This window comes from Streptomyces sp. NPDC091377 (assembly GCF_044757045.1).
Lineage (GTDB): Bacteria > Actinomycetota > Actinomycetes > Streptomycetales > Streptomycetaceae > Streptomyces.
The window spans coordinates 376,552-402,229 of the sequence record NZ_JBIVUE010000006.1; the positions used below are offsets into that span (position 1 = coordinate 376,552).

The 25,678-nt window shown below is 69.9% G+C and carries 22 protein-coding genes and 1 tRNA gene; 15 read left to right on the forward strand and 8 right to left on the reverse strand.

The window, feature by feature from the left end:
- Positions 1-4 precede the first annotated feature (4 nt).
- The 5 genes from ACIQNG_RS16430 (at position 5) to ACIQNG_RS16450 (ending at position 5,900) form a co-directional block, all read left to right on the forward strand.
- Positions 5-505 (forward strand): septum formation initiator family protein, encoded by a 501-nt coding sequence (locus ACIQNG_RS16430; RefSeq protein ID WP_401485562.1) that lies wholly within the window; start codon positions 5-7, stop codon positions 503-505.
- A gap of 151 nt (positions 506-656) precedes the next feature.
- On the forward strand, positions 657-1,265 hold the full coding sequence (locus ACIQNG_RS16435; RefSeq protein WP_401434644.1) for a DUF501 domain-containing protein: 609 nt from the start codon (positions 657-659) through the stop codon (positions 1,263-1,265).
- A gap of 42 nt (positions 1,266-1,307) precedes the next feature.
- Entirely contained in the window at positions 1,308-2,327 is a 1,020-nt protein-coding gene (locus ACIQNG_RS16440) for an exopolyphosphatase (RefSeq protein WP_401485564.1), read from the forward strand.
- 522 nt (positions 2,328-2,849) lie between these two features.
- Positions 2,850-4,247 carry an NAD(P)/FAD-dependent oxidoreductase gene (locus tag ACIQNG_RS16445; RefSeq protein WP_401485566.1) on the forward strand — a complete coding sequence of 466 codons (1,398 nt, stop codon included), beginning with the start codon at positions 2,850-2,852 and terminating at the stop codon, positions 4,245-4,247.
- Between the two features lie 348 nt (positions 4,248-4,595).
- Positions 4,596-5,900 carry a class I SAM-dependent methyltransferase gene (locus tag ACIQNG_RS16450; RefSeq protein ID WP_401485567.1) on the forward strand — a complete coding sequence of 435 codons (1,305 nt, stop codon included), beginning with the start codon at positions 4,596-4,598 and terminating at the stop codon, positions 5,898-5,900.
- A gap of 97 nt (positions 5,901-5,997) precedes the next feature.
- On the opposite strand, the gene ACIQNG_RS16455 is transcribed toward ACIQNG_RS16450, so the two are convergent.
- Entirely contained in the window at positions 5,998-8,526 is a 2,529-nt protein-coding gene (locus ACIQNG_RS16455) for an ABC transporter permease (RefSeq protein ID WP_401434652.1), read from the reverse strand.
- 43 nt (positions 8,527-8,569) lie between these two features.
- Positions 8,570-9,337, reverse strand: a complete 768-nt coding sequence (locus ACIQNG_RS16460; protein ID WP_401434654.1) for an ABC transporter ATP-binding protein — start codon at positions 9,335-9,337, stop codon at positions 8,570-8,572.
- Between the two features lie 586 nt (positions 9,338-9,923).
- Here ACIQNG_RS16460 and ACIQNG_RS16465 point away from each other — a divergent pair.
- Together ACIQNG_RS16465 and ACIQNG_RS16470 are read left to right on the forward strand one after the other, a co-directional pair.
- A tRNA-Leu gene (locus ACIQNG_RS16465) sits at positions 9,924-10,006 on the forward strand.
- Between the two features lie 240 nt (positions 10,007-10,246).
- Positions 10,247-11,146: a Bax inhibitor-1/YccA family protein gene (locus ACIQNG_RS16470; RefSeq protein WP_401434656.1), complete on the forward strand. Its 900-nt coding sequence runs from the start codon at positions 10,247-10,249 to the stop codon at positions 11,144-11,146.
- A 140-nt stretch (positions 11,147-11,286) separates the two neighbouring features.
- On the opposite strand, the gene ACIQNG_RS16475 is transcribed toward ACIQNG_RS16470, so the two are convergent.
- Positions 11,287-11,517 carry a DUF4287 domain-containing protein gene (locus ACIQNG_RS16475; protein WP_401439773.1) on the reverse strand — a complete coding sequence of 77 codons (231 nt, stop codon included), beginning with the start codon at positions 11,515-11,517 and terminating at the stop codon, positions 11,287-11,289.
- A 103-nt stretch (positions 11,518-11,620) separates the two neighbouring features.
- Between ACIQNG_RS16475 and ACIQNG_RS16480 the strand changes: the two genes are divergently transcribed.
- Positions 11,621-11,932, forward strand: coding sequence for a hypothetical protein (locus ACIQNG_RS16480; RefSeq protein WP_401439774.1), 312 nt, complete (start codon positions 11,621-11,623; stop codon positions 11,930-11,932).
- 140 nt (positions 11,933-12,072) lie between these two features.
- On the opposite strand, the gene ACIQNG_RS16485 is transcribed toward ACIQNG_RS16480, so the two are convergent.
- From ACIQNG_RS16485 to ACIQNG_RS16500, 4 genes are all read right to left on the reverse strand, one after another.
- Complete coding sequence (locus ACIQNG_RS16485) at positions 12,073-12,876, reverse strand: hypothetical protein (protein ID WP_401439775.1); 804 nt, start codon at positions 12,874-12,876, stop codon at positions 12,073-12,075.
- Positions 12,877-13,145: 269 nt separating this feature from the next.
- Complete coding sequence (locus tag ACIQNG_RS16490) at positions 13,146-14,366, reverse strand: acetyl-CoA C-acetyltransferase (protein ID WP_401485570.1); 1,221 nt, start codon at positions 14,364-14,366, stop codon at positions 13,146-13,148.
- 575 nt (positions 14,367-14,941) lie between these two features.
- Positions 14,942-16,321 carry an FAD-binding oxidoreductase gene (locus tag ACIQNG_RS16495; RefSeq protein WP_401439777.1) on the reverse strand — a complete coding sequence of 460 codons (1,380 nt, stop codon included), beginning with the start codon at positions 16,319-16,321 and terminating at the stop codon, positions 14,942-14,944.
- 204 nt (positions 16,322-16,525) lie between these two features.
- A complete protein-coding gene (locus tag ACIQNG_RS16500; RefSeq protein WP_401485571.1) occupies positions 16,526-17,554 on the reverse strand; it encodes an SGNH/GDSL hydrolase family protein in 1,029 nt (342 codons plus the stop codon).
- A 170-nt stretch (positions 17,555-17,724) separates the two neighbouring features.
- Here ACIQNG_RS16500 and ACIQNG_RS16505 point away from each other — a divergent pair, with 170 nt between their 5' ends.
- Positions 17,725-19,113 (forward strand): cystathionine beta-synthase, encoded by a 1,389-nt coding sequence (locus ACIQNG_RS16505; protein WP_401485573.1) that lies wholly within the window; start codon positions 17,725-17,727, stop codon positions 19,111-19,113.
- Between the two features lie 628 nt (positions 19,114-19,741).
- On the opposite strand, the gene ACIQNG_RS16510 is transcribed toward ACIQNG_RS16505, so the two are convergent.
- Complete coding sequence (locus ACIQNG_RS16510; RefSeq protein WP_401485575.1) at positions 19,742-20,923, reverse strand: helix-turn-helix domain-containing protein; 1,182 nt, start codon at positions 20,921-20,923, stop codon at positions 19,742-19,744.
- A gap of 138 nt (positions 20,924-21,061) precedes the next feature.
- Here ACIQNG_RS16510 and ACIQNG_RS16515 point away from each other — a divergent pair, with 138 nt between their 5' ends.
- The 6 genes from ACIQNG_RS16515 (at position 21,062) to ACIQNG_RS16540 (ending at position 25,666) form a co-directional block, all read left to right on the forward strand.
- Positions 21,062-21,430: a hypothetical protein gene (locus ACIQNG_RS16515; RefSeq protein ID WP_401485576.1), complete on the forward strand. Its 369-nt coding sequence runs from the start codon at positions 21,062-21,064 to the stop codon at positions 21,428-21,430.
- 53 nt (positions 21,431-21,483) lie between these two features.
- On the forward strand, positions 21,484-21,615 hold the full coding sequence (locus tag ACIQNG_RS16520) for a hypothetical protein (protein WP_401439786.1): 132 nt from the start codon (positions 21,484-21,486) through the stop codon (positions 21,613-21,615).
- Positions 21,616-21,957: 342 nt separating this feature from the next.
- Positions 21,958-22,995: a DUF6082 family protein gene (locus ACIQNG_RS16525; protein ID WP_401485578.1), complete on the forward strand. Its 1,038-nt coding sequence runs from the start codon at positions 21,958-21,960 to the stop codon at positions 22,993-22,995.
- A 315-nt stretch (positions 22,996-23,310) separates the two neighbouring features.
- Positions 23,311-23,592 (forward strand): hypothetical protein, encoded by a 282-nt coding sequence (locus ACIQNG_RS16530; protein WP_401485580.1) that lies wholly within the window; start codon positions 23,311-23,313, stop codon positions 23,590-23,592.
- On the forward strand, positions 23,589-24,539 hold the full coding sequence (locus tag ACIQNG_RS16535; protein WP_401439791.1) for an MvdC/MvdD family ATP grasp protein: 951 nt from the start codon (positions 23,589-23,591) through the stop codon (positions 24,537-24,539). The genes ACIQNG_RS16530 and ACIQNG_RS16535 overlap by 4 nt, the downstream gene beginning before the upstream one ends.
- Positions 24,521-25,666: a protein-L-isoaspartate(D-aspartate) O-methyltransferase gene (locus tag ACIQNG_RS16540; protein ID WP_401485584.1), complete on the forward strand. Its 1,146-nt coding sequence runs from the start codon at positions 24,521-24,523 to the stop codon at positions 25,664-25,666. The genes ACIQNG_RS16535 and ACIQNG_RS16540 overlap by 19 nt, the downstream gene beginning before the upstream one ends.
- The last annotated feature ends 12 nt before the right edge of the window (positions 25,667-25,678 follow it).

Sequence of the window (25,678 nt, forward strand, 5' to 3'; positions counted from 1 at the left end):
GGACATGGCCGTGAAGGAGCGGGACCGGTTCTCCACCGCGACCAGGCTGCGGCTGCTCGGCGAGCAGACCGCCGAGCGGGTCTACCGTTCGCAGACCCGCCGCCAGGCCCGTCGCTCCCGGCTGACCGGCCGCGCCGCGCTCCTCGCCCTCGTGGTCTGCACCCTGGTCGTCGCCCTCGCCTACCCGATAAGGCAGTACGTCGCCCAGCGCGCCGAGATCGCCGAGCTGGAGCGCGGGAAGCGGCAGGCGCAGGAGCGGGTCGAACAACTGCGGGACGACAAGGCACGCTGGCAGGACGACGCCTACGCCGAGCAGCAGATCCGGGAGCGGCTGCACTATGTGATGCCGGGCGAGACCGGGTACATCGTGATCGACCCGGACGCCGCCCAGCAGTCCCGCGCCGACACCGGCTCGGCGGCCAGGCCCTGGTACGCCAACGTCTGGGACGGCGTCGACCAGTCCGACGCCCGCTCCGACGCCCGTTCCGACGTGGCCGGGCGCTGAACCGCGCGGGCCGTCCATACTGGCTGATGTCAGCCACCCCGACCTGCCCGACCCGCCGCCGCGACAGCAGCCGCCGCGGGGAGAGCCGTAGAGACGCAGCAGAACCGCAGAGCCGCAGAACCGTAGAGCCGTAGAGAAGCAGAAAGCAGTCATGCAAACGCCCCCGCCCACCACCCCGCGCACCGAGCCCACCGACGCCGATGTCGCCGCCTTCCGGCAGCAGCTCGGCCGCCCCCCGCGCGGGCTGCGCGCCATCGCGCACCGGTGCCCCTGCGGCCAGCCCGATGTCGTGGAGACCGCGCCCCGGCTGCCCGACGGCACCCCCTTCCCGACGCTGTACTACCTGACCTGCCCCAAGGCCGCCTCCGCCATCGGCACCCTGGAGGCCAACGGGGTCATGAAGGAGATGACGGCCCGCCTGGAGAGCGATCCCGAGCTGGCCGCCGCGTACCGGGCCGCCCACGAGGACTACGTCCGGCGGCGGGACGAGATCGAGGAGCTGAAGGGCTTCCCGAGCGCGGGCGGCATGCCGGACCGGGTGAAGTGCCTGCATGTGCTCGTGGCGCACAGCCTGGCCGCCGGCCCCGGTGTGAACCCGCTCGGCGACGAGGCCCTCGCCATGCTGCCGGAGTGGTGGCGCAAGGGGACGTGTGTCGTCCCGGCCACCCCCGACACCATCCCCGACACCGCCTCCGACACCACCCTTGACACCGCCCCCCACACCGCCTCCGACACCGCCGCCGACGTCACCCCCGAGTGACAGCTCCCCCTCTCGCCCCCCCACCCGAAGGAACCCACCCCTATGACCCGCGTCGCCGCCATCGACTGCGGCACCAACTCCATCCGGCTGCTGGTCGCCGACGCCGATCCCGCCACCGGTGAACTGGTCGATCTGGACCGCCGTATGACGATCGTGCGGCTGGGTCAGGGGGTCGACCGGACCGGGCGGCTGGCGCCCGAGGCGCTGGAGCGGACCTTCGCGGCGTGCCGCGAGTACGCGGCCGTGATCAAGGAGCACGGCGCCGAGCGGCTCCGCTTCGTCGCGACCTCCGCCTCCCGTGACGCCGAGAACCGGGACGACTTCGTGCGCGGGGTGCTGGACATCCTCGGCGTCGAGCCGGAGGTCATCTCCGGCGAGCAGGAGGCCGAGTTCTCCTTCACCGGAGCGACCCGGGAACTGACGGCCACCGGGGCGACCGGGGAACTGACGGTCACCGGAGTGGCCGGGGAACTGACGGCCACCGGAGCCACCAGGAACGGCGGCACCGGCGGGCTGGAGCGGCCCTTCCTGGTGGTGGACATCGGCGGCGGGTCGACCGAGTTCGTCGTCGGGGACGACCGGGTGCGTGCCGCCCGCTCGGTCGACGTCGGATGTGTGCGGATGACCGAGCGGCACCTCGTGGTGGACGGGGCGGTCAGCGACCCGCCGACCGAGGCGCAGATCAGCGCGGTGCGGGCCGACATCGAGGCGGCCCTGGACCTCGCCGAGCGGACCGTGCCACTGCGTACGGCGCGCACCCTGGTAGGACTGGCGGGCTCGGTCACGACCGTCTCCGCGATCGCGCAGGAACTGCCCGCCTACGACTCGGCGGCCATCCACCACTCCCGGGTCCCGCTCGCCCGGGTCCGCGAGATCACCGACTGGCTGGTGCGCTCCACCCACGCCGAGCGGGCCGCCGTACCGTCGATGCATCCGGGACGGGTGGACGTGATCGCCGCCGGGGCGCTGATCCTCCTGTCGATCATGGAAAGGACCGGCGCGCGGGAGGTCGTGGTCAGCGAGCACGACATCCTGGACGGCATCGCCTGGTCGATCGCCTAGCCGCCCGCTCAGCCCCCCCGTGCCCGATCTCCCGGCGGTTCCGGGCCCCCGCGACCTCCCCTCGCGGTCGGTTCCGGGCCCCGCGACCTCCCCTCGCGGGGCGGTTCCGGGCCCCCGGCGACCACCCCTCGCGGGGCGGTTCTCGGCCCCCGCGACCACCCCTCGCGGCACCTTGGCGGAAAACTTCGTGAAGTTCTTCACAAGGAAATGGGCCCCCTCGGGGGACCGACCGGCGCTCAGGGGGCCCTTCGGGGGCTCACCAGGGGAGTCGGGGTGCTCGGAGGAGCGAGGGGGGAGGGTTTCGGGACGGCGTGAAAGAAGGGGGGAAGCGGGGTGGCCGACGGATTCCGAAGGGGCGGATCGGCAGCTCACGCGGCATTGACAACGGTCCGGACCGGACACCGGTTCCCTTTCCGCGGCATGAGGTAGATCACGCGGGCCGCGCAGTGTAGCAGAGGGTCTGACCAAGCTTGTGAAGGGGCGCACGAGGTACCCCCCTGCGCCCGGTGGATACTCAATGGCATGAGCACCACGGAGCGTCCCAGGATCCTCGTAGTAGGCGGTGGGTACGTAGGCCTGTACGCAGCTCGGCGCATTCTCAAGAAGATGCGCTACGGCGAGGCGACCGTCACGGTCGTCGACCCCCGGTCGTACATGACCTACCAGCCCTTCCTTCCCGAAACCGCCGCCGGCAGCATCTCGCCGCGCCACGTCGTCGTCCCGCTGCGACGTGTGCTGCCCAAGGCGGAGGTGCTCACCGGCCGGGTCACCACCATCGACCAGGACCGCAAGGTCGCGACGGTCGCCCCGCTCGTCGGTGAGTCCTACGAGCTGCCCTTCGACTACCTCGTCATCGCGCTCGGCGCGGTCTCCCGCACCTTCCCGATCCCCGGCCTCGCCGAGCAGGGCATCGGCATGAAGGGCATCGAGGAGGCCATCGGCCTGCGCAACCACGTGCTGGAGCAGCTGGACAAGGCCGACTCCACCACCGACGAGGAGATCCGCCGCAAGGCGCTCACCTTCGTGTTCATCGGCGGTGGCTTCGCGGGCGCGGAGACCATCGGCGAGGTCGAGGACATGGCCCGGGACGCGGCCAAGTACTACAACAGCGTCACGCGCGAGGACATGCGTTTCATCCTCGTGGACGCCGCCGACAAGATCCTTCCCGAGGTCGGCCCCAAGCTCGGCCAGTACGGCAGGGAGCACCTGGAGAGCCGGGGCGTCGAGGTCTACCTCTCGACCTCCATGGACTCCTGCGTCGACGGCCACGTCCGGCTGAAGAACGGGTTGGAGGTCGACTCCAACACGGTCGTGTGGACGGCCGGCGTCAAGCCCAACCCGGCGCTGTCCCGCTTCGGTCTGCCGCTCGGCCCGCGCGGCCACGTGGACACCGCTCCCACCCTCCAGGTGCAGGGCACGGACTACATCTGGGCCGCCGGTGACAACGCCCAGGTGCCCGACCTCGCCGCCCGCAAGGCCGGCAACGAGAACGCCTGGTGCCCGCCCAACGCCCAGCACGCGCTGCGCCAGGCCAAGGCGCTCGGCGACAACGTGGTCTCCGGGATGCGGGGCTTCCCGCAGAAGGAGTACAGCCACGCCAACAAGGGCGCGGTCGCGGGCCTCGGTCTGCACAAGGGCGTCGCGATGATCGTCGTCGGCAAGATGCGGATCAAGCTCAAGGGCCGGCTCGCCTGGTACATGCACCGCGGCTACCACGGTCTGGCGATGCCGACCTGGAACCGCAAGATCCGGGTCTTCGCCGACTGGACGCTCGGCATGTTCCTCAAGCGCGAGGTCGTCGCGCTCGGCGCCATGGAGAACCCCCGCGAGGAGTTCTACGAGGCCGCCAAGCCGGCGCCCGCCCCGGCGGCCGTCGCCAAGGCCGAGGAGAAGACAGGCGAGAAGGCCAAGGCGTCCTGACCGCCTCCCGGTGAACCGGCCCGAAAGGGCCGTCCGCCGGTGAAGCAGCCCCAAGGGCCCGGCCGGCCGACCGACCGTCTGCCTACCCGCCCGACCGACCGTCTGCCTACCCGACCGACCGTCTGCCTGCCCGCCTGTCTGATCTGTCTGTGAACAGGCCGAAGGGGCCGTCCGCCATCCGTGGTGCGGACGGCCCCTTCGGCGTTCCCCGGCCCCGCCGCCGACCGCCAATCGGTGGGATGTGCATGTGCTTTGCGTACTCGTGACGCGCGTGGGGGACTGCGCGAGGGGCTCCCGGATGTTACGTAAAGGAGGTTCATCCGGGATCACTCGTCACGGAGGTGCGCCATGGCCGACGCCGCGCCGCGGCTGAAGGGACTGCTCGAACAGGTGCTCGCAGCACCGCTCCCCATAAGGATCCGCGCCTGGGACGGTTCGGAAGCCGGACCCCCGGGGACGCCGGTACTGGTGGTACGCGACCGCCGGGCCCTGCGCCGACTGCTGTGGAAACCGGGCGAACTGGGCCTGGCCCGCGCCTGGGTCGCCGGTGAGCTGGAGGTGGAGGGCGACCTCTACACCGCCCTGACCTCGCTCGCCGGACTGCTCTGGGAACGCGGCGAGGACGCCCGTACCCTCGCCCAGGCCCTGCGCGACCCGCAGGTGCGCGCGGCCGTCGCCGGTCTGCTGCGGCTGGCCGGACCCGCGCTGCCGCCCCCGCCGCCGGGCGAGGAGATCCGCCGCCCCCGCCGCCATCTGCACACCAAGCACAGCGACAGACGTGCCATCAGCCATCACTACGACGTCGGCAACGACTTCTACGAGATCGTCCTCGGCCCGTCGATGGTGTACTCCTGCGCCTACTGGGAGCAGGCCGGCACCCTGGAGGACGCCCAGCGCGACAAGCTGGAACTCATCTGCCGCAAACTCGATCTGAGGCCCGGTCAGCGGCTGCTGGACGTCGGCTGCGGCTGGGGCTCGATGGTGCTGCACGCGGCCCGTGAGCACGGGGTGAGCGCGGTCGGCATCACCCTCTCCCAGGAACAGGCCGCCTACGCCCGTAAGCGGGTCGCCGACGCCGGTCTGACCGACCGGGTGGAGATCCGCGTCCAGGACTACCGGGACGTCCGTGACGGGCCGTACGACGCCGTCTCGTCCATCGGCATGGCCGAACATGTCGGCGCCGAGCGGTACCGGGAGTACGCCGCCGACCTGTACGCGCTGCTGAAGCCCGGCGGACGGCTGCTGAACCACCAGATCGCCCGGCGCCCGCAGCGCGACGAGACCGCCTACCACGTGAACGAGTTCATCGACGCGTACGTCTTCCCCGACGGGGAGCTGGCGCCCGTCGGCACCACGGTCACCCAGCTGGAGCGCGCCGGGTTCGAGGTGCGGGACGTGGAGTCGCTGCGCGAGCACTACGCCCTCACCCTGCGCCGCTGGGTCGCCAACCTGGAGGCCGACTGGGACCGGGCCGTCCGGCTCACCGGTCCCGGCCGCGCCCGCGTCTGGCAGCTGTACATGGCCGCCTCCGCCCTGTCCTTCGAACACAACCGGATCGGCGTCAACCAGGTCCTCGCCGTACGCACCCCGGACACGGGCCCGGCCCGGGGCTCCTCCGGCCTCCCCCTGCGCCCGCGCGACTGGACCGGCTGACCCCGCCGGCCTCGCCCGCGCAGGAAGCCCGAGGCCCCGCCCCCCGGAATCGCCGGAGGGGGCGGGGCCTCGGACCTCGTACGGGGTTCCGACCCGGTTACTCGGCCTTGATCGCGGCGAGCATGTTGAGGCGGGCCGCGCGACGGGCCGGCCACAGGGCGGCCAGGACCCCGACGACCGCGGCGAGCAGCAGGAAGACCGCCATCCGGGCCCAGGGCAGGACCAGCTCGTACGTCGCCATGGAGGTGCCCATCAGCTCACCGGCCGCCCAGCCGAAGAACACGCCCAGGCCGATGCCGAGCACTCCGCCGAACAGGGAGATCACCAGGGACTCCAGCCGCACCATCCGCTTGACGCCCCGGCGGTCCAGGCCGATCGCGCGGAGCATGCCGATCTCCTGCGAGCGTTCGAAGACCGACATCGCCAGGGTGTTGATGACCCCGAGGACGGCGACGATCACCGCCATGGCCAGCAGCGCGTACAGCATGTTCAGCATCAGGGTGAACATGCTGGCTATCTCGTTGGACAGGTCCTGCTTGTCCTGGACCTTGATGGCAGGGTTCGAGCCGAGGGCCTTCTCCAGACGGTCCTTGGTGGCGTCCGAGACACCGCCGTCGGTCTTGAGCATCACCATCATGTCGGACGGCTCGCTCTGGTGCGGCAGGAGCGTGCCGGAGTCCATGACGATCCCGGAGAACATGTCGTTCGGCTCGTACACCCCGGCGACCGAGAGCTTCCCCTTCTCGCCGTCCTCGTAGTGGACGGTGAACTTCGAGCCGGGCTTCCAGCCGAAGCTCTCCGCGGTGTCGGAGTCCACGACGACGCTGGTGCCGCCGATGTCGTAGGCACCGTCCTGGACCGGGAAGTCGGTCAGCTTGTTCCAGGTGGCGCCGTCGACACCGGTGAGGTACTTGGTCCGGCCGTCGATCCGGGAGGGCGCGTTGCGCATCGGGCTGGAGGCGGTGACGCCCTCGGTGTCGCGGAGGGTCTTCTCCACGTCCGGCGAGAGCGAGTTGCCGTTGGCCATGGACACCATGTAGTCGGCGCGGATGGATTCGCCGGCCATCTTGTCGATGGACTTCTGGAGGCTGCCCGCCATGACCGTCATGCCGGTGATGAGGGTGAGGCCGATCATCAGGGCGGAGGCGGTGGCGGCGGTACGGCGCGGGTTGCGCACCGAGTTCTGGCGGGCCAGCTTGCCCGACACCCCGAAGATCCGCATGAGCGGGGCAGCCGCGGCGATGAGCGGGCGGGACAGCAGCGGGGTCAGGATGAAGACCCCGATGATCAGCAGGACGGCGCCGATACCCATCGGGACCTGGCCGTCCGAGCCGGACATCGTGGTCGCCGCGAGGACGACGGCGACACCGGCGGCGGAGAACAGCGCGCCGATCGTGTTCCGCAGCACCAGCGACTTCGTGGTGGCCTGGGCGTGCACACTGCTCATCGCGGCGACCGGCGGGATCTTCGCCGCGCGGCGGCCGGGCAGCCAGGCCGCCAGCATGGTGATCAGGACACCGACCGCGAGGGCGGTCAGGACCGTGCCGGGCGAGATGACCAGCGGGCCGTCCGGGACGGTGACGTCCAGCGAGCCCATCAGGGAGCGCAGCCCGGCGCCGATGCCGATGCCCGCGACCAGTCCGGCCACGGCGGCGACCGTGCCCACCACGAACGCCTCGATCAGCACCGAGCGGGTGACCTGGCGGCGCGAGGCGCCGACCGCGCGCATCAGGGCGAGTTCCTTGGTGCGCTGGGCGACCAGCATGGTGAAGGTGTTGGCGATGATGAACGTGCCCACGAACAGGGCGATACCGGCGAAGGTGAGCAGGCCCTGCTTGAGGCCGCTCATCTGGGACGCGATCGTCTCGGCCTGCTCGTCGGACAGCTCCTGGCCCGTCGTGGTGTTCACCAGCTTCTCGGGCAGGGCTTTGTCGAGCTGTGCCTGGAGGGCGGCCTGGGTGACCCCGGCCTTGGCCTCGACGTCGATCTGGTGGTAGGCGCCCGCCTCGCCGAAGAGGGACTGGGCGGTCTTGGTGTCGAACAGGGCGAGGCTGCCGCCGGCGGCGACATTGCCGTCGTCGGTGGTGAAGATGCCGCTGATCCTCGGGTCCAGGATCGGGCCGTCGATGGACATGCGGATGGTGTCGCCGACCTCGTACCCGGCGCGCTCGGCGGTCTCCGAGTCGATGAGGATCTCGCCCTTGCCGCTCGGCGCCTCACCGCTGACCAGCGGATACCTCGGGTCCTCGGTGCCCCAGTAGTTGCCGCCCTGCGACTGGAAGCCGCCGCCGATCAGCTTGCCGTCCTTGTCGGCGAGGGCCGCGTAACCGGTGACGACGCCGACCGCGGAGGCGGCGCCGGGCACCCGCTCGCTCTGCGCGCGCAGCTTCTCGGTCAGCTCGGGAACGCTGCCGACGGTGTTGCCCTCGTCCTTGGGCCGGTCGGGCGTCACGGAGACGTCGACCTGGTCGAAGCCCTTGGCGGAGCTGTTCTGAAGGGCGCTGGAGATGGTGTTGGTGAAGACCAGGGTCCCCGAGACGAACGCCACGCCGAGCATCACGGCGAGGACGGTCATCAGGAGCCGGGCCTTGTGCGCGGTCACATTGCGCAAGGCGGTGCGGAACATGGCGAGTCTCAGTCCAGTGGGGTGCGGAGGAAGGGGGGCGAGGTCAGCTCGTGCGGCCCTTGGCGTCGAACTGCTTCATGCGGTCCAGCACCGAGTCCGCGGTGGGGCCGTAGACCTCGTCCACGATCCGGCCGTCGGCGAGGAAGATCACCCGGTCCGCGTAGGCCGCGGCCACCGGGTCGTGGGTCACCATCACCACGGTCTGGCCCAGTTCGCGCACCGAGTTGCGCAGGAAGCCCAGCACCTCCGCGCCGGAGCGCGAGTCCAGGTTCCCGGTCGGCTCGTCGCCGAAGATGATCTCGGGGCGGGAGGCCAGCGCGCGGGCCACGGCGACGCGCTGCTGCTGGCCGCCGGAGAGCTGGGAGGGCCGGTGGCCGAGCCGCCCGGACAGACCGATCATCTGGATCACGTTGTCCAGCCACTGCTTGTCCGGCTTGCGCCCGGCGATGTCCATCGGGAGCGTGATGTTCTCCAGCGCGGTCAGCGTCGGCAGCAGGTTGAACGCCTGGAAGATGAAGCCGATCTTGTCCCGGCGCAACTTGGTGAGCTGCTTGTCCTTCAGGGAGCCCAGCTCGGTCTCACCGATCCGGACGGAGCCCGAGGAGAAGGTGTCCAGTCCGGCCACGCAGTGCATCAGCGTGGACTTGCCGGACCCGGAGGGGCCCATGATCGCGGTGTACTCGGCCTGCCGGAACTCGACGGAGACCCGGTCCAGGGCGACCACCTGGGTCTCGCCCTGTCCGTAGATCTTCGACAGATCCGCGGCGCGGGCCGCCACGGTCGTGGGCCGGGCGATGGGGGTCGTGGTCACGGGAGGGTGCTCCTGTCGGGACGGGTGGGGTGGACTGCCTCCATCGTCCCGACGGAAAGGAGGCGTGTAGTCAGCCGCTGCTCCCGTTCCGCAGACAGACTTCGGACGGACCGGAAGGGGCCATGTCATACCTGGGGATGAGGGGTGTCCCTGACGCGGGACGGGGCGCGGGGCGCGGGCCTTGGGCGGGGGGTCGCCGCGGGGTCGGCGCGGGGGCCGGGACGCGGGCGGGGGTCCTGACGCCGCGGCGGACGGCGGGAACGAGCCGGAACGAGCCATAGCGAGCCGTAGCGAGCCACAACGAGCCGCAACGAGCCGCAACGAGCCGTAGCGAGCCGCAACGAGCGGGAACGAGCCGTGGCGAGCCGTAGCGAGCCGGAACGCATCCGCTCGGACGGTGAAATTCCGTCATTCCGCATGCGCGGCCTGTGATCGCGAGACAGGCTGGTGGCAAGTGCGGACGGCCTGTACCGCGGGCTGATGCTCCCTCAGACGTCAATAAAATAAGACAACATCGGTCCACTGGTCGGCTGTTCGGGGGGTCCGCCCCGATAGGCTCGGGGCCCCGATGTGGAGCCCACGGCCTGCCCGGATGGTGGAATGCAGACACGGCGAGCTTAAACCTCGCTGCCCCTCGCGGGCGTACCGGTTCAAGTCCGGTTCCGGGCACCTCCTTGTCGCTCACGATCACTCACGATCACGCACGCCCGCCGATGATCTTCGGCGGGTCGGGTGACGGGGGCGGTGGCGGGGTCGGTACGGCCCCCCGCCGCCCGTGGGAATCACCCACGCGCGTAGCGTGTTCCCCAGTGCGGTGAGGGAAAGATCCTCCCCAGGCGGTAGGGTCATACCTTTGCCTTTCCATTACTCTTGAGCCAAGGCCACGCAGTGTGGCCATGGAGGAGTGAAATGAGGAGCAGCAACCCGGTCTTCTCGCGACGGGGGTTCAGCCGCGACAACGGCTCCGCGGGCTTCAACACCGCGCCGCAGGCCGGGAGCGCAACGGTGGGCACGCAGGGCCATCCCTACGCCCAGCCCGGCGCCGGCACCAACCCTTACGCGCAGAACCCGTACGCCACCAACCCGTACGCCCAGCAGGACGTACAGGGCGCCCCGCCGCAGGCCCCGGCATCCGCCGACCGGATGACGATGGACGACGTCGTCATGCGCTCGGCCATGACGCTCGGCACGGTCGTCGTCGGCGCGGTCCTGTCCTGGGCCCTGCTGCCGGTGTCGTCCACCAGCTACGGCCTGGCCATCGGCGCCGCGCTCATCGCCTTCGTCCTGGCGATGGTGCAGTCCTTCAAGCGCAACGCCTCGCCCGCGCTGATCCTGTCGTACGCCGCCTTCGAGGGTGTCTTCCTCGGCGTCTTCAGCGAGATGTTCAACTCGCGCTGGTCCGGTGCCCCCTTCCAGGCGGTGCTCGGCACCATGGCCGTCTCCGGCGCCACGCTGCTGATCTACAAGGCGGGCTGGATCCGGGTCACCGCGCGCTACGCCCGGATCGGCATGGCCATCGCCATCGCCTTCGTGATGGTCATGGCGGTGAACCTGCTGCTGGTCGTCTTCGGCGTCGCCGACGACGGTGGGCTGCGGAGCATGGGCCCGCTCGGTGCGATCGTCGGCATCCTCGCGATCGTGCTCGGCGCGTTCTTCCTCACCCTCGACTTCAAGCAGATCCAGGACGGGATCGCGTACGGCGCCCCGCGCAGCGAGTCCTGGCTCGCCGCGTTCGGTCTGACCATGACGCTGGTCTGGATCTACATCGAGATGCTGCGCCTCGTCGCGATCTTCAGCGGCGACGACTGATCGAGCCGGTCGAACCGGTCGGGCCGAACGAACCGGTCGGGCCGAACGAGCCGGCCGGGCTGATCGAGTCCCAGTGACAGGGCCCCCGGGGTTTCCCCGGGGGCCTTCGTCGTGTCCGGGCGTCGTCGTGTCCGGTGCGCTCAGCGCAGCTTGCGCGCGGCCCTTCTGAGGTCGTACTCGTGGATGATCGCCTTGGCGTGGCCGTACGCCAGATTGTGCTCGTGGCGCAGCCAGCGGACCTTCTCCTCGAAGCGGACGAGGGCCGGGCCGTCCTCGACGGCCCGCAGCCAGTCGGAGATCTCACGACCGGTGCAGTGGGGGATGCGGGCGAGCAGGTTGCGATGGGTCTCCTGGGAGAAGACTTGGGACATCGGCGCCTCCGGAGGCAATCAGGTGTAAGCCGGTCCTTCAGGTCACCGTGCCTGAGCGTTCGCCCGTTGGCAACAGTCCCGGTACGGCGCGTACGCTCGCCGCGTGGTGGATACGACGCCGTTGACCCGTGCCGTGGACCAGTTCGCCGACCGTCTGCGGGCCGCCCCGCAGAGCCGGCTGCAACGAGGTGCCGCGGGGGAGGCGCTGGGGCTGGCCAGGGAGTTGGCCCGATGGGCGCAGGTGCTGGAGGTGCCGGGGGTCGAGCCCCGGGAGATGCCGGACGCGGGGATGTTCGCGGCGGCGGATCAAGTGACCGTGGCCGCGCATGATCTGGCGTTGGTGCTGCGGGACGCGGCGGAGGTGGAGGAGGCGGTGGGGAAGGTACGGGAGGCGCAGGGGCGGGCCGGGGTGTGAGGTTGCCTCGGTTCGTCGTGGCGGGGCGCGCAGTTCCGCGCCCCTGAAAGCCGCCGTGGCCCTTCAAAGCTTTTGCGCAGTTCCCCGCGCCCCTGGAAAAGGCTGAGGCGGCCCTGTAGGGACCTGAAAAGACTGGGCCCCTACAGGGACGCTATGACCCGGTCTGCCAGGATATAGACGGTTTCCTCGCCGCAGGAGAAGGTCAGGGTGTAGGCGCCGGAGATGCCGGAGCCGCCCAGGAGGTGGGGGATCTGGCCGGTGCGCAGGGCGGCGGCCAGGCGTTCCGCGGTCTCGCGGTGGCCCGGGGTCATGCACAGGGTGGTGCCGTCGGCGAAGACGTAGACGTCGAGGGTGCCGAGCGGGCCGGGGCGGACGTCGGTCAGTTCGACGCGGCTCGCGGCGAGTTCCTCCAGCGTGGTCACCGTGCGCTCGTGGTCGCCCACGACCGGCGAGGGGACCGGCGTGAAGTCGGGATGCGAGGGATGGCGGCGGCGGGCGGCGGCCAGCTCGGGCGAGTCTCCCCCCGAGTGGGCGAGCCCGGAGTGGTCGTCCGCCTCGGGCAGGGGCTCGGCCACCGGCTCCAGGGAGTCCAGGCCGGCGAAGTCGGCGGGGCGGGGCAGGAACGGCTCGTTGTCCGCGAAGCCCAGCAGCGACGGGGCGTCGGTGACATCGCGGGCTTCCTGGGCGGCCCAGAAGGCGCGCGCCTCGGCCAGTTCCCGCTCGCGCTCCTCGGCGAGGGCCTCGGCGACGGCCGTACGTATCTCGTCGGTGTCGGCCGCGGGACGGGCCGCGGGGACCAGACCGCGGGCGGCGGCGCCCTCGGCGAGATCCTTCTGGAGGGCGGTGACCTGGCGGCGCAGCTGGAGGAGGGTGCGCAGGACGGCGACACCCACGGCACCGGTGGCGGCCGTGGTGACCAGCAGGGCGATCGGCATGGCGCTCACTGACTACTCCCGGTTCAAAGTCGACCCCCGACTTCCTACATCAGCTTGATGGGTGAACTAACCCGCTGTCAGTGCGTAACGTCACGAAACGGACAGGACTTTGGGCCCGAGGTTTCCCGTGTCACCGCCGTGACCTGGGGCGATCGCTGCGGTGGGGAGATAGGTCACATCCTGGGGGAGATTGGATCACAAAGCGGCCCGGAGCCCCGGGGGTTGCGGGGGTCCGGGCCGGTGGTGACGATAAGTGGCCGCCTGGATGCGGAAAGGGGTCAGCTGAGGCGTTCGATGACCATCGCCATGCCCTGGCCGCCGCCCACGCACATGGTCTCCAGGCCGAACTGCTTGTCGTGCCACTGGAGGGAGTTGATCAGCGTGCCGGTGATCCGGGCGCCGGTCATGCCGAAGGGGTGGCCCACGGCGATGGCACCGCCGTTGACGTTCAGCTTGTCCAGGTCGATGCCGAGGTCCCGGTAGGACGGGATGACCTGGGCGGCGAACGCCTCGTTGATCTCGACCAGGTCGATGTCGTCGATGGTCAGCCCCGCCCGGCGCAGCGCCTGCCGGGACGCCTCGACCGGGCCGAGGCCCATGATCTCCGGGGAGAGGCCGGAGACCCCGGTGGAGACGATCCGGGCCAGCGGGGTCAGGCCCAGCTCGCGCGCCTTGGTGTCGGACATGATGACGACGGCGGCGGCGCCGTCGTTCAGCGGACAGCAGTTGCCCGCCGTGACCAGGCCGTCCGGGCGGAAGACCGGCTTGAGGCCCTGGACGCCCCCCAGGGTGACTCCGGGACGCGGGCCGTCGTCCGCGCTGACCACCGTGCCGTCGGGGAGCGTCACCGGGGTGATCTCGCGCTCCCAGAACCCGTCCTGGATGGCCTTCTCGGCCAGATTCTGCGAGCGGACGCCGAACTCGTCCATCTCCTCGCGCGTGATGCCCCGGGCGCGGGCCAGGTTCTCGGCGGTCTGGCCCATGGCGATGTACGGATCCGGGACCAGGCCGTCCTCGCGCGGGTCGTGCCAGCCGGCGCCGGTCGACTCGGCGGTGGCCCGCGTACGGGCCTCCGCCTCCGCGAAGAGCGGGTTGTGCGTGTCGGGGAGGCTGTCGGAGTTGCCCTGGGTGAAGCGGGAGACCATCTCGACACCGGCCGAGACGAAGAGGTCGCCCTCGCCTGCCTTGATGGCGTGCAGGGCCATCCGGGAGGTCTGGAGGGAGGAGGAGCAGTAGCGGGTGACGGTGCAGCCGGGGAGATGGTCCATGCCCATCCGCACGGCGACAATCCGGCCCAGGTTGAAGCCCTGCTCGCCGCCGGGCAGCCCGCAGCCGAGCATCAGGTCGTCGATGTCCTTGGGGTCCAGCTCCGGCACCTTCGCCAGGGCCGCCTCGATGATCGTGGCGGTGAGGTCGTCGGGCCGCAGTTCCTTCAGTGAGCCCTTGAAGGCCCGGCCGATGGGGGAGCGGGCGGTCGAGACGATGACGGCTTCGGGCATCTGCGGCTCCAGGGCGTGCGTACGGGTGGGGCGGCTGGCTGTTTGGAAGTTACCCGCCCGTACGGGGTTGGTCACGGGGGTGGTGGTGTGACGCGGGCCGCAATTTTCTAAGCGCTTGCTTTTCCGCAGGGTTCCCCGGGACGCCGGACCCTCCGGCCTCCGGCTTCCGGCTCCCGGTCCCCGGCCTCCGGCTCCCGGCTCCCGGCTCCCGGCCTCCGGACCCCCGGCCTCCGGGCTTCCGGCCCCCGGCCTCCGGACCCCCGGCTTCCGGCCCCCGGGCCTCCGGCTTCCGGCTCCTGGCTTCCGGCTCCCGGCTCCCGGCTCCCGGCTTCCGGCCTCCGGCCTCCGGACCCCCGGGCCTCCGGACCCCCGGCTCCCGGTCCCCGGCCTCCGGCTCCCGGCTCCCGGTCCCCGGCCTCCGGCTCCCGGCTTCCGGCCTCCGGCCTCCGGCTCCCGGCTTCCGGCCTCCGGCTCCCGGCCCCCGGGCCTCCGGCCCCCGGTCCCCGGCTTCCGGCCCCCGGCCTCCGACCCCGGCCCCGACCCCCCGGCTCGGCTTCCCGGCTCGGTTCTCCGGCTCAGCGCCCCGGCAGGGGCGACGCGGTGAAGACGCCGTCGGGGTCGTACGTCCGCTTCGCCGCCAGCAGTCGGTCCCGGTTCGGGCCGTAGGCGTCGGCGATCAGGGTGGTGTCGTCGGGGGCGAGGAGGCTGACGTAGCCGCCGGGCAGGGCGTCCGGGGCCAGGGCGGCGGTGAGGTCCCGGGTCCAGCGGCGGTGCGGCTCGGCGGGGGTGCCGGGCTCCCAGAGGGCGATGTTCTCCAGCACGATGTGGGGCTCGCGCACGGCGAAGGCGGTGTCGCCGACGGGGACGCGGGCGGCGGCGCCGTGCAGGGTGTGCGTCGACACGGCGCTGTACGGCGAGGTCAGCGCCGAGCCGCTCGCCATCAGGGCGTCGATCACGCCGTCCGTCAGCCCGCGCACCGACCGGGTCCTTATCTCGGTGTGCCGCCCGGCCGGGAAGAGCGAGTCCAGACCGGTCAGGGCGTCCGACATCCGGGCCGCGCCGACCGTGGACATCAGGGGCTCGCCCAGCCGCTCGTACGCGGCCACCGCCGCCCGGCCCGGCTCCGGGTCGTCCCCGCACCAGGTGGGCGTGACGAACAGGGCCGGGGCGCCGTCCGGGGTGCTGACGATCCCGCACTCCACCGTCAGCTCGTCGGGCAGTTCCGGCAGCCGTTCGCCGAGCGCCTTGAGGACCGAGGCCGCCTGGTCCCAGGGGTAGAGGACGGTGCCGGTCGGCACGGTCGGATCGGCGGCGCCGCCCGGCAGCGGATGCACCCGCACCCGCATCGAGGTGACCACCCCGAAGTTCCCGCCGCCCCCGCGCAGCGCCCACAGCAGCTCGGGTTCCCGGTCGGCGTCCGCGGTGACCGCCGTACCGTCCGCCAGGACGACCTCGGCGGCCACCACGTTGTCGACGCCGAGGCCGTAGCGGCCGATCAGCGGGCCGTAGCCGCCGCCGAGGGTGAAGCCGACGATGCCGACCGAGCCGGAGGTGCCGGTCACCGCGATCATGCCCGCCGCCTCGGCGGCCAGCGCCACGTCCAGCGCCCGCGCGCCGCCCTGGACGTCCGCCGTCCCGGCGCCCGCGTCCACGCCGACCCCGCGCATCCCGCCCAGGTCGAGCACCAGCCCGCCGTCGGCGACCGCGCTCCCCGTCCAGCCGTGCCCGCCGCCGCGCACCGACACCGGCACCCCGGACTCCCGCGCCGCCCGGACCCCGGCCTGGACGTCACCGGTGCCGGTGCAGCGCAGCACGGCGGCGGGGCGGTGGCCGACGGCACCGTTCCACAGGGCGCGGGACGCCTCGTAGGCCGTGCCGGAGGTGACCACCCGCCCGGGTGCGGTCGTCCGTCGCAGTTGCTCGACGAGATGTGCGGACTCGCGCAGCGCTGTCATGGCCACTCCTCAAGGGTCTCGGTGCCCGATACGCCCGTGACGTCCCCCGCCTGGGGAGCGTAGGGCGCCGACCGGCGCGCAGCGGCGCGCACACGGCGACGGACCGAGACTTTGGGAGGTGGAGGCCACCGCGCGGGAGCCCGGTGAACGGGTCGGCGCCGGAAGAGCCGTGCGCGGGCCTGCCCAGGGGAGGGAAGGAAATCCTCAGGGCAGGACCGGCGTCGGCTCCCCCGTGCCGTCCGCCGTCACCCGCCGGCGCCTGCGGCGCTTCAGCAGGGCCCAGGGGCCCCTCGGGCCGGTCGGCATCGCGGCCGTGACCTCCGTACCGGCCTCGGAGGCCGCCTCCGCGGCGGCCTTGGCGACCGGCAGGAAGCCCTCGCGGCGGAAGGTGTCGGGGCGCTCCTCCTCGGCGGGCCACAGCCCCAGGGCCGCGCAGACGGTGGGCAGCACCGCCATGGCCGCCGTCGCGTAGCCCTCGGCGGAGGGGTGGTAGTGGTCGGGGCCGAACAGTTCACGCGGGTTGGCCGCGAACTCCGGGCCGAGCAGATCGCCCAGCGACACCGTCCGGCCCCCCTGCTCGACCACCCCGATGGTCTGGGCCGCGGCCAACTGGCGCGAGGCGCGGCGGGCCAGCCAGCGCAGCGGCTGCTGGACCGGCTCGATGGTGCCGAGGTCGGGACAGGTGCCCACGACCACCTCGGCACCCGCGGTCCGCAGCCGGCGCACCGCCGCCGAGAGATGACGGACCGACTGGGTGGCCGGCATCCGGTGGGTGACGTCGTTCGCGCCGACCATCACCACACAGATGTCGGGCACTCGTGCCGGATCCGCCAGGATCAGCGCCACCTGGCGGTCCAGATCGTCGGAGCGGGCGCCGGGCAGGGCCACGTTGCGCAGCTCCACCGGGCGCTCCGCCACCGCCGCGAGCCCCGAGGCGAGCAGGGCGCCCGGGGTCTGCTGGGCGCGGTGGACGCCCTGGCCCGCCGCCGTGGAGTCGCCCAGCAGCGCCAGGGTCAGGGGCGGTTCGCCCGGTGTGCTGTACAGACCGCCGTACCGGCCCTCCGCGTGCGGGACGTGGTCCGAGCTGCCGTTGCCCACCTGGCGTCTGGCCAGCCTCACCTCGGCCAGGACCAGTCCGACCGCGGCGGCGCCCATCAGGCCGATGCCACCCCCGCCGAATGCCGCGCCCGCCGCGATGCGCCGGGCCACCCGCGCCCTTGACATGTTCGTCATGCCTCGCCGCCACCTCCTCGGAGCCGTTCACCCACTCCTTGCCCCGTACCGACCGTCGCCCAATCTCAACGGGGAGTGAACGCCCGTACCGTGCGACCGGGGGCCGGGGCGGGCGGCGGGGCCTTAGGCTGACGGAACCATCACATCTTTTGCAGCAACCGGAGACAACGGTGCAATTCCACGACTCGATGATCAGCCTCGTCGGCAACACCCCGCTGCTGAGGCTCAACACCGTGACCCAGGGCATGGAAGCGACGGTCCTGGCCAAGGTGGAGTACTTCAACCCGGGCGGCTCCGTGAAGGACCGCATCGCCCTGCGCATGATCGAGGCGGCGGAGCAGAGCGGGGAGCTGCGGCCGGGCGGCACGATCGTCGAGCCGACCAGCGGGAACACCGGGGTGGGGCTGGCCATCGTGGCGCAGCAGAAGGGGTACAAGTGCATCTTCGTGTGCCCCGACAAGGTGAGCACCGACAAGATCAATGTGCTGCGGGCGTACGGTGCCGAGGTCGTCGTCTGCCCGACCGCGGTCGACCCCGAGCACCCGGACTCGTACTACAACGTCTCCGACCGGCTGGTCCGGGAGACGCCGGGCGCCTGGAAGCCGGACCAGTACTCCAACCCCAACAACCCGCTCTCCCACTACCACTCCACGGGTCCCGAGCTGTGGGAGCAGACGGAGGGGAGGATCACCCACTTCGTGGCGGGCGTCGGCACCGGCGGCACGATCTCCGGGACCGGGCGCTACCTCAAGGACGTCAGCGACGGCCGGGTGAAGGTGATCGGCGCCGACCCCGAGGGCTCGGTCTACTCGGGCGGCTCGGGCCGTCCGTACCTGGTCGAGGGCGTCGGTGAGGACTTCTGGCCGACGGCGTACGACCGTACGGTGGCCGACGAGATCGTCGCCGTGTCCGACAAGGACTCCTTCCAGATGACCCGGCGCCTCGCCAAGGAGGAGGGGCTGCTGGTCGGCGGCTCCTGCGGGATGGCCGTGGTGGGCGCGCTGCGGGTGGCCGAGCGGCTCGGCCCGGACGACGTGGTCGTGGTCCTGCTCCCGGACAGCGGACGCGGCTACCTCAGCAAGATCTTCAACGACGAGTGGATGGCCGACTACGGCTTCCTGGAGGACACCGGGCCGAGCGCGCGGGTCGCGGACGTGCTGGTGGACAAGGAGCACGGGGCGATCCCCTCGCTGGTGCACATGCACCCGGACGAGACGGTCGGCGAGGCCATCGAGGTGCTGCGCGAGTACGGCGTCTCCCAGATGCCGGTCGTCAAGCCGGGCGCCGGGCACCCCGATGTGATGGCCGCGGAGGTCGTCGGCTCGGTGGTCGAGCGCGAGTTGCTCGACGCCCTCTTCAACCGCCGTGCCTCCCTGGACGACCCGCTGGAGAAGCACATGTCGTCGCCGCTGCCCCAGGTCGGCTCCGGAGAACCGGTCTCCGACCTGATGCAGGTCCTCGGCACCGCGGACGCCGCGATCGTCCTGGTCGAGGGCAAGCCGACCGGTGTGATCGGCCGCCAGGACCTGCTGGCGTTCCTGGCGAAGACCGGCAAGTAGCACCCGGCCCCGCCGGGCGGCTGAAGAGCTGAGTGAGTTGCTCCCGCAGATCACTGAGGAGTCGTGGTCTGAGGTGTGGACTGTCATCAGCCCGCAGGCAACATGATGCAGCGGTAGTCCACCGCAGAACGACGAGAGCCCCGGTCAGGGACACCGACCGGGGTTCTCGGGTGTGTACCTTACGGGACGATGCGGTGAGCCGGGCGGCCCGCGGCTCCGACGTAGAAGCCTGCACAGCTCTTGGCGCAGCCCGGCGGCCTCGTGACGGAGCAGCCGGACTCACTGCTGATGAACACGAGAGCGCGGGCTAGAGTTTGAGAACCATTACGGCGTACGTCTTGCGCATCCGCGCACCCGTAGCGCTTCAGATCCATGCAGCGGATTCCTCAACCCACTCGGTGACTTTGGGGGCTTTCGTTCCCGAGGCCACGAGAACTCTCCGCGTCGCGGCCAGGGTATTGGTAGTCCGCTGGGAACCTGACGGCTCGGGCAGCATCGCGAACGAAGGTGTCGGGCGGGTGGCCGTGGTTCTCGGTTGAGGAGAGCGTGGCGGCGCTGTCTTCAGCCTGCGTACCACCCCGGCCGTGCGAGGGCGGGGCCCTCACCTTGCCATGGCACGGGCGCGTTGCTAGACGGCCAGGCCCGTTCTCTTGGCCATGGCCAACAGAACGGGCCTGGCCCTCTGGTGAAGCACGAACAACACCCGAATCACCTCTCTGGACATCGGATGCAGCTCCGCCATTTGCGGAGAGACCTTGAAGGCCCGTGTAAGGGCCTCCTCGGCCCCGGTGTGGTCCTTCACGTCAAGCTTCGCTCTGGCGATGTCGATGTACATACGGCCCAAGCGGCTCGGCGCGAGAGTTGTAGGGGGGCTTTGCATCAAGGGGTCGCCCATTTCGGCGGCCTGGGTGGGCTTTCCCAGCTCAACATGAGCTGCGAGTTCATACAGAGCGGTATTTTCTGCACCAAAGGTCAAATTGTGCCACAGAATGTCCGTTGGGATTTGCTCTGCGTACCTTTTCGCCTTTTTCAGGTGGTCCGCGGTGGCGCTCTTGTCCTTGTGTCGAGAGGCGAGGACAACGCCCCGAAGGTGGAGAGAGCCCAGGCTCAACGCCGTGGCCATCGTGACACTCTCCGACATGCGTTCGTACTTAACAATGGCCTGGTCCACGATGGCGAGGCCATCGTCATACTGTCCAGCGGACTGGTAAGTACCAGCCAGATTCCAGGCGGTAGCCACCTCGGCTTCGGGGTTCCAAGTCTGGTGCGCTGCCCAGGACTGGCGGGCCACGATCATGTCGGCTAGGTCGGGCTGGGCGAGCCTGTGGGCGGCTGCGTAGGCGCATCCATAAACGTCTGCCACCTGAGACCAGGCCCCGGTCTCTCCAGGGGCGGAAAGAGCCGTAGCAGTGGCTTGGTCGAGGAGTCTGGGCAGCATTTCTAGCAGCTCTAGGTACCTTGCCTCTGATCGCAATCTCATGGCCTTGTCCACGTCGGCCGCCAATTGGGACGGGCGGGGAACATCTTCCTTCGGCAGGGTGTGCCGCCTTACCGCCCCTCGAAGGTCATTGAGTAGATCAGACTGCTCGGAGGGGCCAAGGAAGGGTTGCCCGTAGATGCGTTGGGTCGGGACCTTCATGGCTTTGGACAAGGCAGCCACTACCGGAGGTGTAGCGGGGCGGAGCCCTACCTCGATCTTGGACAAGAGCGACACGGAGATTCCGGCGAGGCGGGCGAGCTTGGCTTGGCCCAGTCCTCTGGCTTTACGCAAGACGGCGATGTTCTCACCGGGTGCAGGTGTGCTGTCCATGTCTCTACTGTTCCACGCCCGGGTGCCGACGACCCATCAGAGCCCGTACCAACAGGGCCCGTTGTGAAAGCCTTGTGTTAACTGATCTTGGGCCCCTGGAGTTGTCTAGTAACAGACAGCGAAGGGAGACGCGCGGTGGTGACAAGCAAGACCGAAGCAACCCCCCTCATCGAAGGGCGTGGGCAGGGGCTTATAGAGCCCGAGTGGATTCGGGATGTGGTCGCCACGGCGCTCGCGATGAGGGTGGGGGTGTCCACCAGGACTGACATCGACGCGCGTATTACGGAACTCACGGTACATCTGTCTGACTTGGTTGACGTCCTGGCCGCCGACCCAGACCAGGCCGTGGAAGACCTCCGCCGCGCAGCCCACAGGCACATGGACCCCAGCGTCAGACCGACTCGGGAGACGCCGACCTTCCAGGCGTACACCTACATGCGGGAGCGTGCACAGCTCACCCTCGGTCTGCTGCGGGTCTTCACGGCCAAGCACGAGGCAGAGCCGTGAGGCCCAAGCAGTGGACCTTGGGATGGTGCTTGCTCTGCCGGGATGCCGTCCTCGTGACGTGGATCGGCCCGATCACCGTCAACGAGACCTATGCACCGGCCTTCGCCTGTGCGGCGTGCTGTGAGTGGGCGGACACGTATGTGCGCTCCTACGTCGTGCTCTACGACCAGCGCCCCGCCACATAGCTCCCGCTCCCATCCGGTGGTCGGCCCGGAGGGGAGCGGGTTCCATCAGAACTCGGACCGGAAGAACTCGATCATGACGTGTGCGACACAGCGGCAGGGAGGAGCTTGCTCCGGCTGCGGGGAGTGCTCTCCGGAGCAGTTTCTTCCTGCGCAGGATCCCTCCTTCGGCGCCGGTGAGCCGGGTGGGGACCGGGACGCGCATGAACAGCCAAGGGAGCACCCTCGCTGAGTCGTCCGGTTGCCCAACTTCCGCTCCGCTGAGGGCTAGTTGCGATGGGTCTCCCCCTGACCATCGGATCCCTGGGCGCGGCGGGCCCCCACTTCATCACGACAGGAGTTGCCTTGAAGTTCACCACCGTCTCTCGTGCTGGATTGCTGGCACTTGGCGCTGCCCACCTCTTCCAGTCGGCCCGGCACCACCGCGATCTCGTACACCTGAGTCCCAATGAGAAGCACGCGGAGATGCTCCGGGCCGTCGCCGGCAGCGAGGCGCTCACGGAAACGGTGTGGCCCGAGTGCGGTCACCGTGAGACCGGTCAGATGCTCTACGCCAACGGCTGGATGAGTCTGTGGTCCCTCATGCTGCGGACCGGCTTCTCCAGCGAGACGCACCTTCGCGCAACGCTCAAGGGATTCATGGAGAGCGAGACGGGGCGCCGCTACTGGGAGCGGGCTCGGGTCCAGCGGAAGGCCACGGCACGGAGCCGCTACGACCACATCATGCATGACTTGGCCGATGAGGCGCACGCTGCCGCTGTGGCGGAGGCGTGCCCCGGCAAGGCTGACGAGTTCACCCGCACTCTCGCGCGTTACACCGCCCCTCCGCCCCGGCGGGCGGGAACACAGGGCCTTGTCATCTGGCGGGGCAAAATCGCGATGGTCACCCGCGAGTACCTGGGCGACCAGGACGACAAAGAGCGCTGGGGCCTGCCCGGAGGCCACGCCCGCGCGGGCGAATCCCACCCCGAGGCGCTCCGCCGGCTCTTGGCCACGAGGCTGGGCGTCCAAGCCGAGGTGGGAAAGCTGCTCGCGGTCGACTACGTCCCCGCAGGGCGCTTCGTAGAGGGACAGGTCCACATCTACCGCGTGGATCTTCCGGCCGACGCTGAACCCGCCCTGACCGAGAAATCCGGCTTCGGCAATCTCCGGTGGGTAGACCCCGCCGACATCAGCAGTCTCTACGAGGATCCCGATTCCCACAGCTACAGGCGACTGCGGCACACCCTGAATGCGTACGACACGGGAACTGCCGCCGAGCTGCACCACGGGCACCCCCGCACCTCGGCCCAGGCCGCCGAAGTGCCCCGTTCTGCGGCAGGTTGGACCCTGCCGCAGGACGGGCCAGACCCTCTCTGCACGGCCTTCGGCAGGAGACTTTGAAGCCAACGGGAGGCGGAGTGCCCGGCAGAGAGAGCCCGCGAATCGCTGCCAGCGTCAGGTACCAACGGCCACGGCTGGTCGTTCGCGGGCACCGCTCCCTGTAGCTCAGTCAGGAAGAGCCCGAGCGTCAACTGACGCCAGCGTTTCTGGGATGCGTTGCGCTGTTGCGGTTGCATGGCCCGCAACAGCGCCGGAGGATCCGGTTCGAGTCCGGACAGGGAGGCGACGGCCCGACTACGGCGCAATGCGAAGGGCGGGCGGTCAGGGCGGTTTGCAGGTCCATACCGGAGTAGGTCTCACACGACAGGGAGTCACATGAATCTCATCCAGGCACTTCCCCTTGGGCGACTGGCCCCGACCAGCAGTGTCCCAACGGAGCTTCGTCCGTACGCCCTTCAGGGTGCGCGGTTCCACGTCACTGACCTCACGGCCCCGCCCGCGGAGACGCGGATCTACGATCCTCTCTCACAGACCGCCTCCATGAGCGACGGTACGCCGCTCGTGGCAATGGCGACGAGCCAGAAGACAAACCCGGACGGCGACCCGGGAAACCCGCCGCCGAACGACGAGGGCGCTGACCCCGGGTACGTCGAGTGACCGTGCTCGTAGTTGACGGCCCGTTCGAGGCCGGAACCGACCTCATCGTTGGTGAGCTGGCTTCGGCGGGCGTCTCCGTCTTCCGCATGGACACAGCTGAATTTCCGCTTGAGCTGGAATTCCACTCGACTTTCTGCAAGGGCCAGTGGAACGGCTTACTGGCTACCAATCATCGCAGGGTGTCGCTCTCCGACATTAAGGCCGTGTACTGGAATCGCCCCGGAACCTTCCGTTTCCCCGGCCTCTCTGAGGCTGATGAGCACTACGCCCGCGGAGCGGCCAGAATCGGCCTGGGCGGCATCCTGGCAAGCATTGATGCCCCGTTCATGAATCACCCGTCCAGGGCCACCTACGCGGAGTTCAAACCCCAGCAACTCCGCATTGCCGGCGCCGTGGGGCTCGCGACTCCGCATACTCTCATCACGAGCGATCCGGATGCTGTGCGGCGGTTCGCACGACTCGTTCACGGCCCGATCATCACGAAGCCGCTGGGAGCCCCCGTCGTTGCGCACAAGAGCGGGTGGGACCAGATGTACACCCGCCGTGCAGACCTGTCGGATCTCAAGGGCGTTCCCATTACTGCTCATCTGTACCAAGAAGAGGTCGCGAAAGACTTCGAGGTACGTGCCATGTTCATCGGCGGTACCTGCTATAGCGCACGCATTGACGCGGGCAGTGATCAGGCTCGGCTGGATTACCGGTCCGACTACGACGCGATCACGGTCACACCCATGCCGACGCCCGCAGCAGTGCAAGAGTCCTTGCACAGGTACGCCGCTGCGTTCAACCTTGCCTACTTCGCAGCCGACTTCATCGTCACACCGGCAGGTGAGTGGGTATTCCTGGAGGCCAACCCTTCCGGTCAGTGGGCTTGGGTCAATTCTGTGGATCTGCCTCTCGCCGCCGCTTTCGCCAAGACCCTGGAGGAATGGTGCAGCAATCGCTGAACTGGAAAGGCATGGCGGCGAACCTTGCCGCTGAACTGAAGGCAACAGGAGACCTCACGGCGCGGAGCTTGATCGATGCCGTCTCCGCGACACCCCGTCACCTCTTCGTGCCCCGGTACTTCCAGAACTCCGGAGGTGCTCCAACCCTCTGGCAGGAGCGCACGGAACCGGACGGCGAAAGCTGGCTCAGGCCGATCTACTCGAACACCACGTTGGTCACCGCGCTCGACCAGGCCGAGCAGGTCACGAACGGCTGGCATGGGATTCCCACGTCATCCAGCACCCAGCCGAGCCTCACGTGCCGCATGGTCGAAGCACTCGACGTCCGCAGTGACGACCGGGTCCTGGACGGCGGCCTCGGCACTGGCTACCAGGCCGCTCTGATCGCCTCACAGCTCCGCCACGGAAGTCAGCTGACTGCCTGCGATCTGAGCGGCACTTCCGAGGCAGGCAAGCGGCTGGTGCAACTCGGACATGACGTCGATGTACTGCCGGCCGACGCAACGTCTCAGGCATTCAACAAGAAGTTCGACAAAGCAATCTTCTCGTTCGGCCTCCCCCGGATCACGGACACGATCCGTTCCGCGATGGCTCCGGGCGGACATCTGATCGCCAATGTCCTCGGCCCCCTCAGCGCCGCCCTGGTGCTCCTGGAGGCCGACGGAGACGGCAACCTCAACGGTCCGTTTCTCCAGGGCGGGGGGCTGTTCATGCCTGCCCGTCATAAGGACAGGGACCCCGTGTCGCTCCCGGCGCAGGTCCCCGCCTCCCAGGGGCTCACAGACATCCCGGTCGAGACCTTCGACAACTACCAGTTCAAGTTTCTGTTGGCTGCCCATCTGCCGGGTGTGAATCTCCAGTACGGCACGGAAGAAGGCCAGAGCACGCGCCGCCTGGTCATGCCCGATGGCCGGTGGTGTGAGTTGGCCTACCGCGATGCCAGTCCAAGGGAACCCCGGTATTACGGCCAGGGGGCCCCGGAGATCTGGAAGACCCTTCGGTGGGCGTGGCAGTGGTGGACAAAGCGCGGCATGCCTCGGTGGGAGCGCTTCGGTCTGACCGTCACTGACGCAGGGCACAGGCTTTGGTATCAGAGCCCCGAGGGCGAGTCGTGGGCCGTGGGGTAGCCCACAAATCCG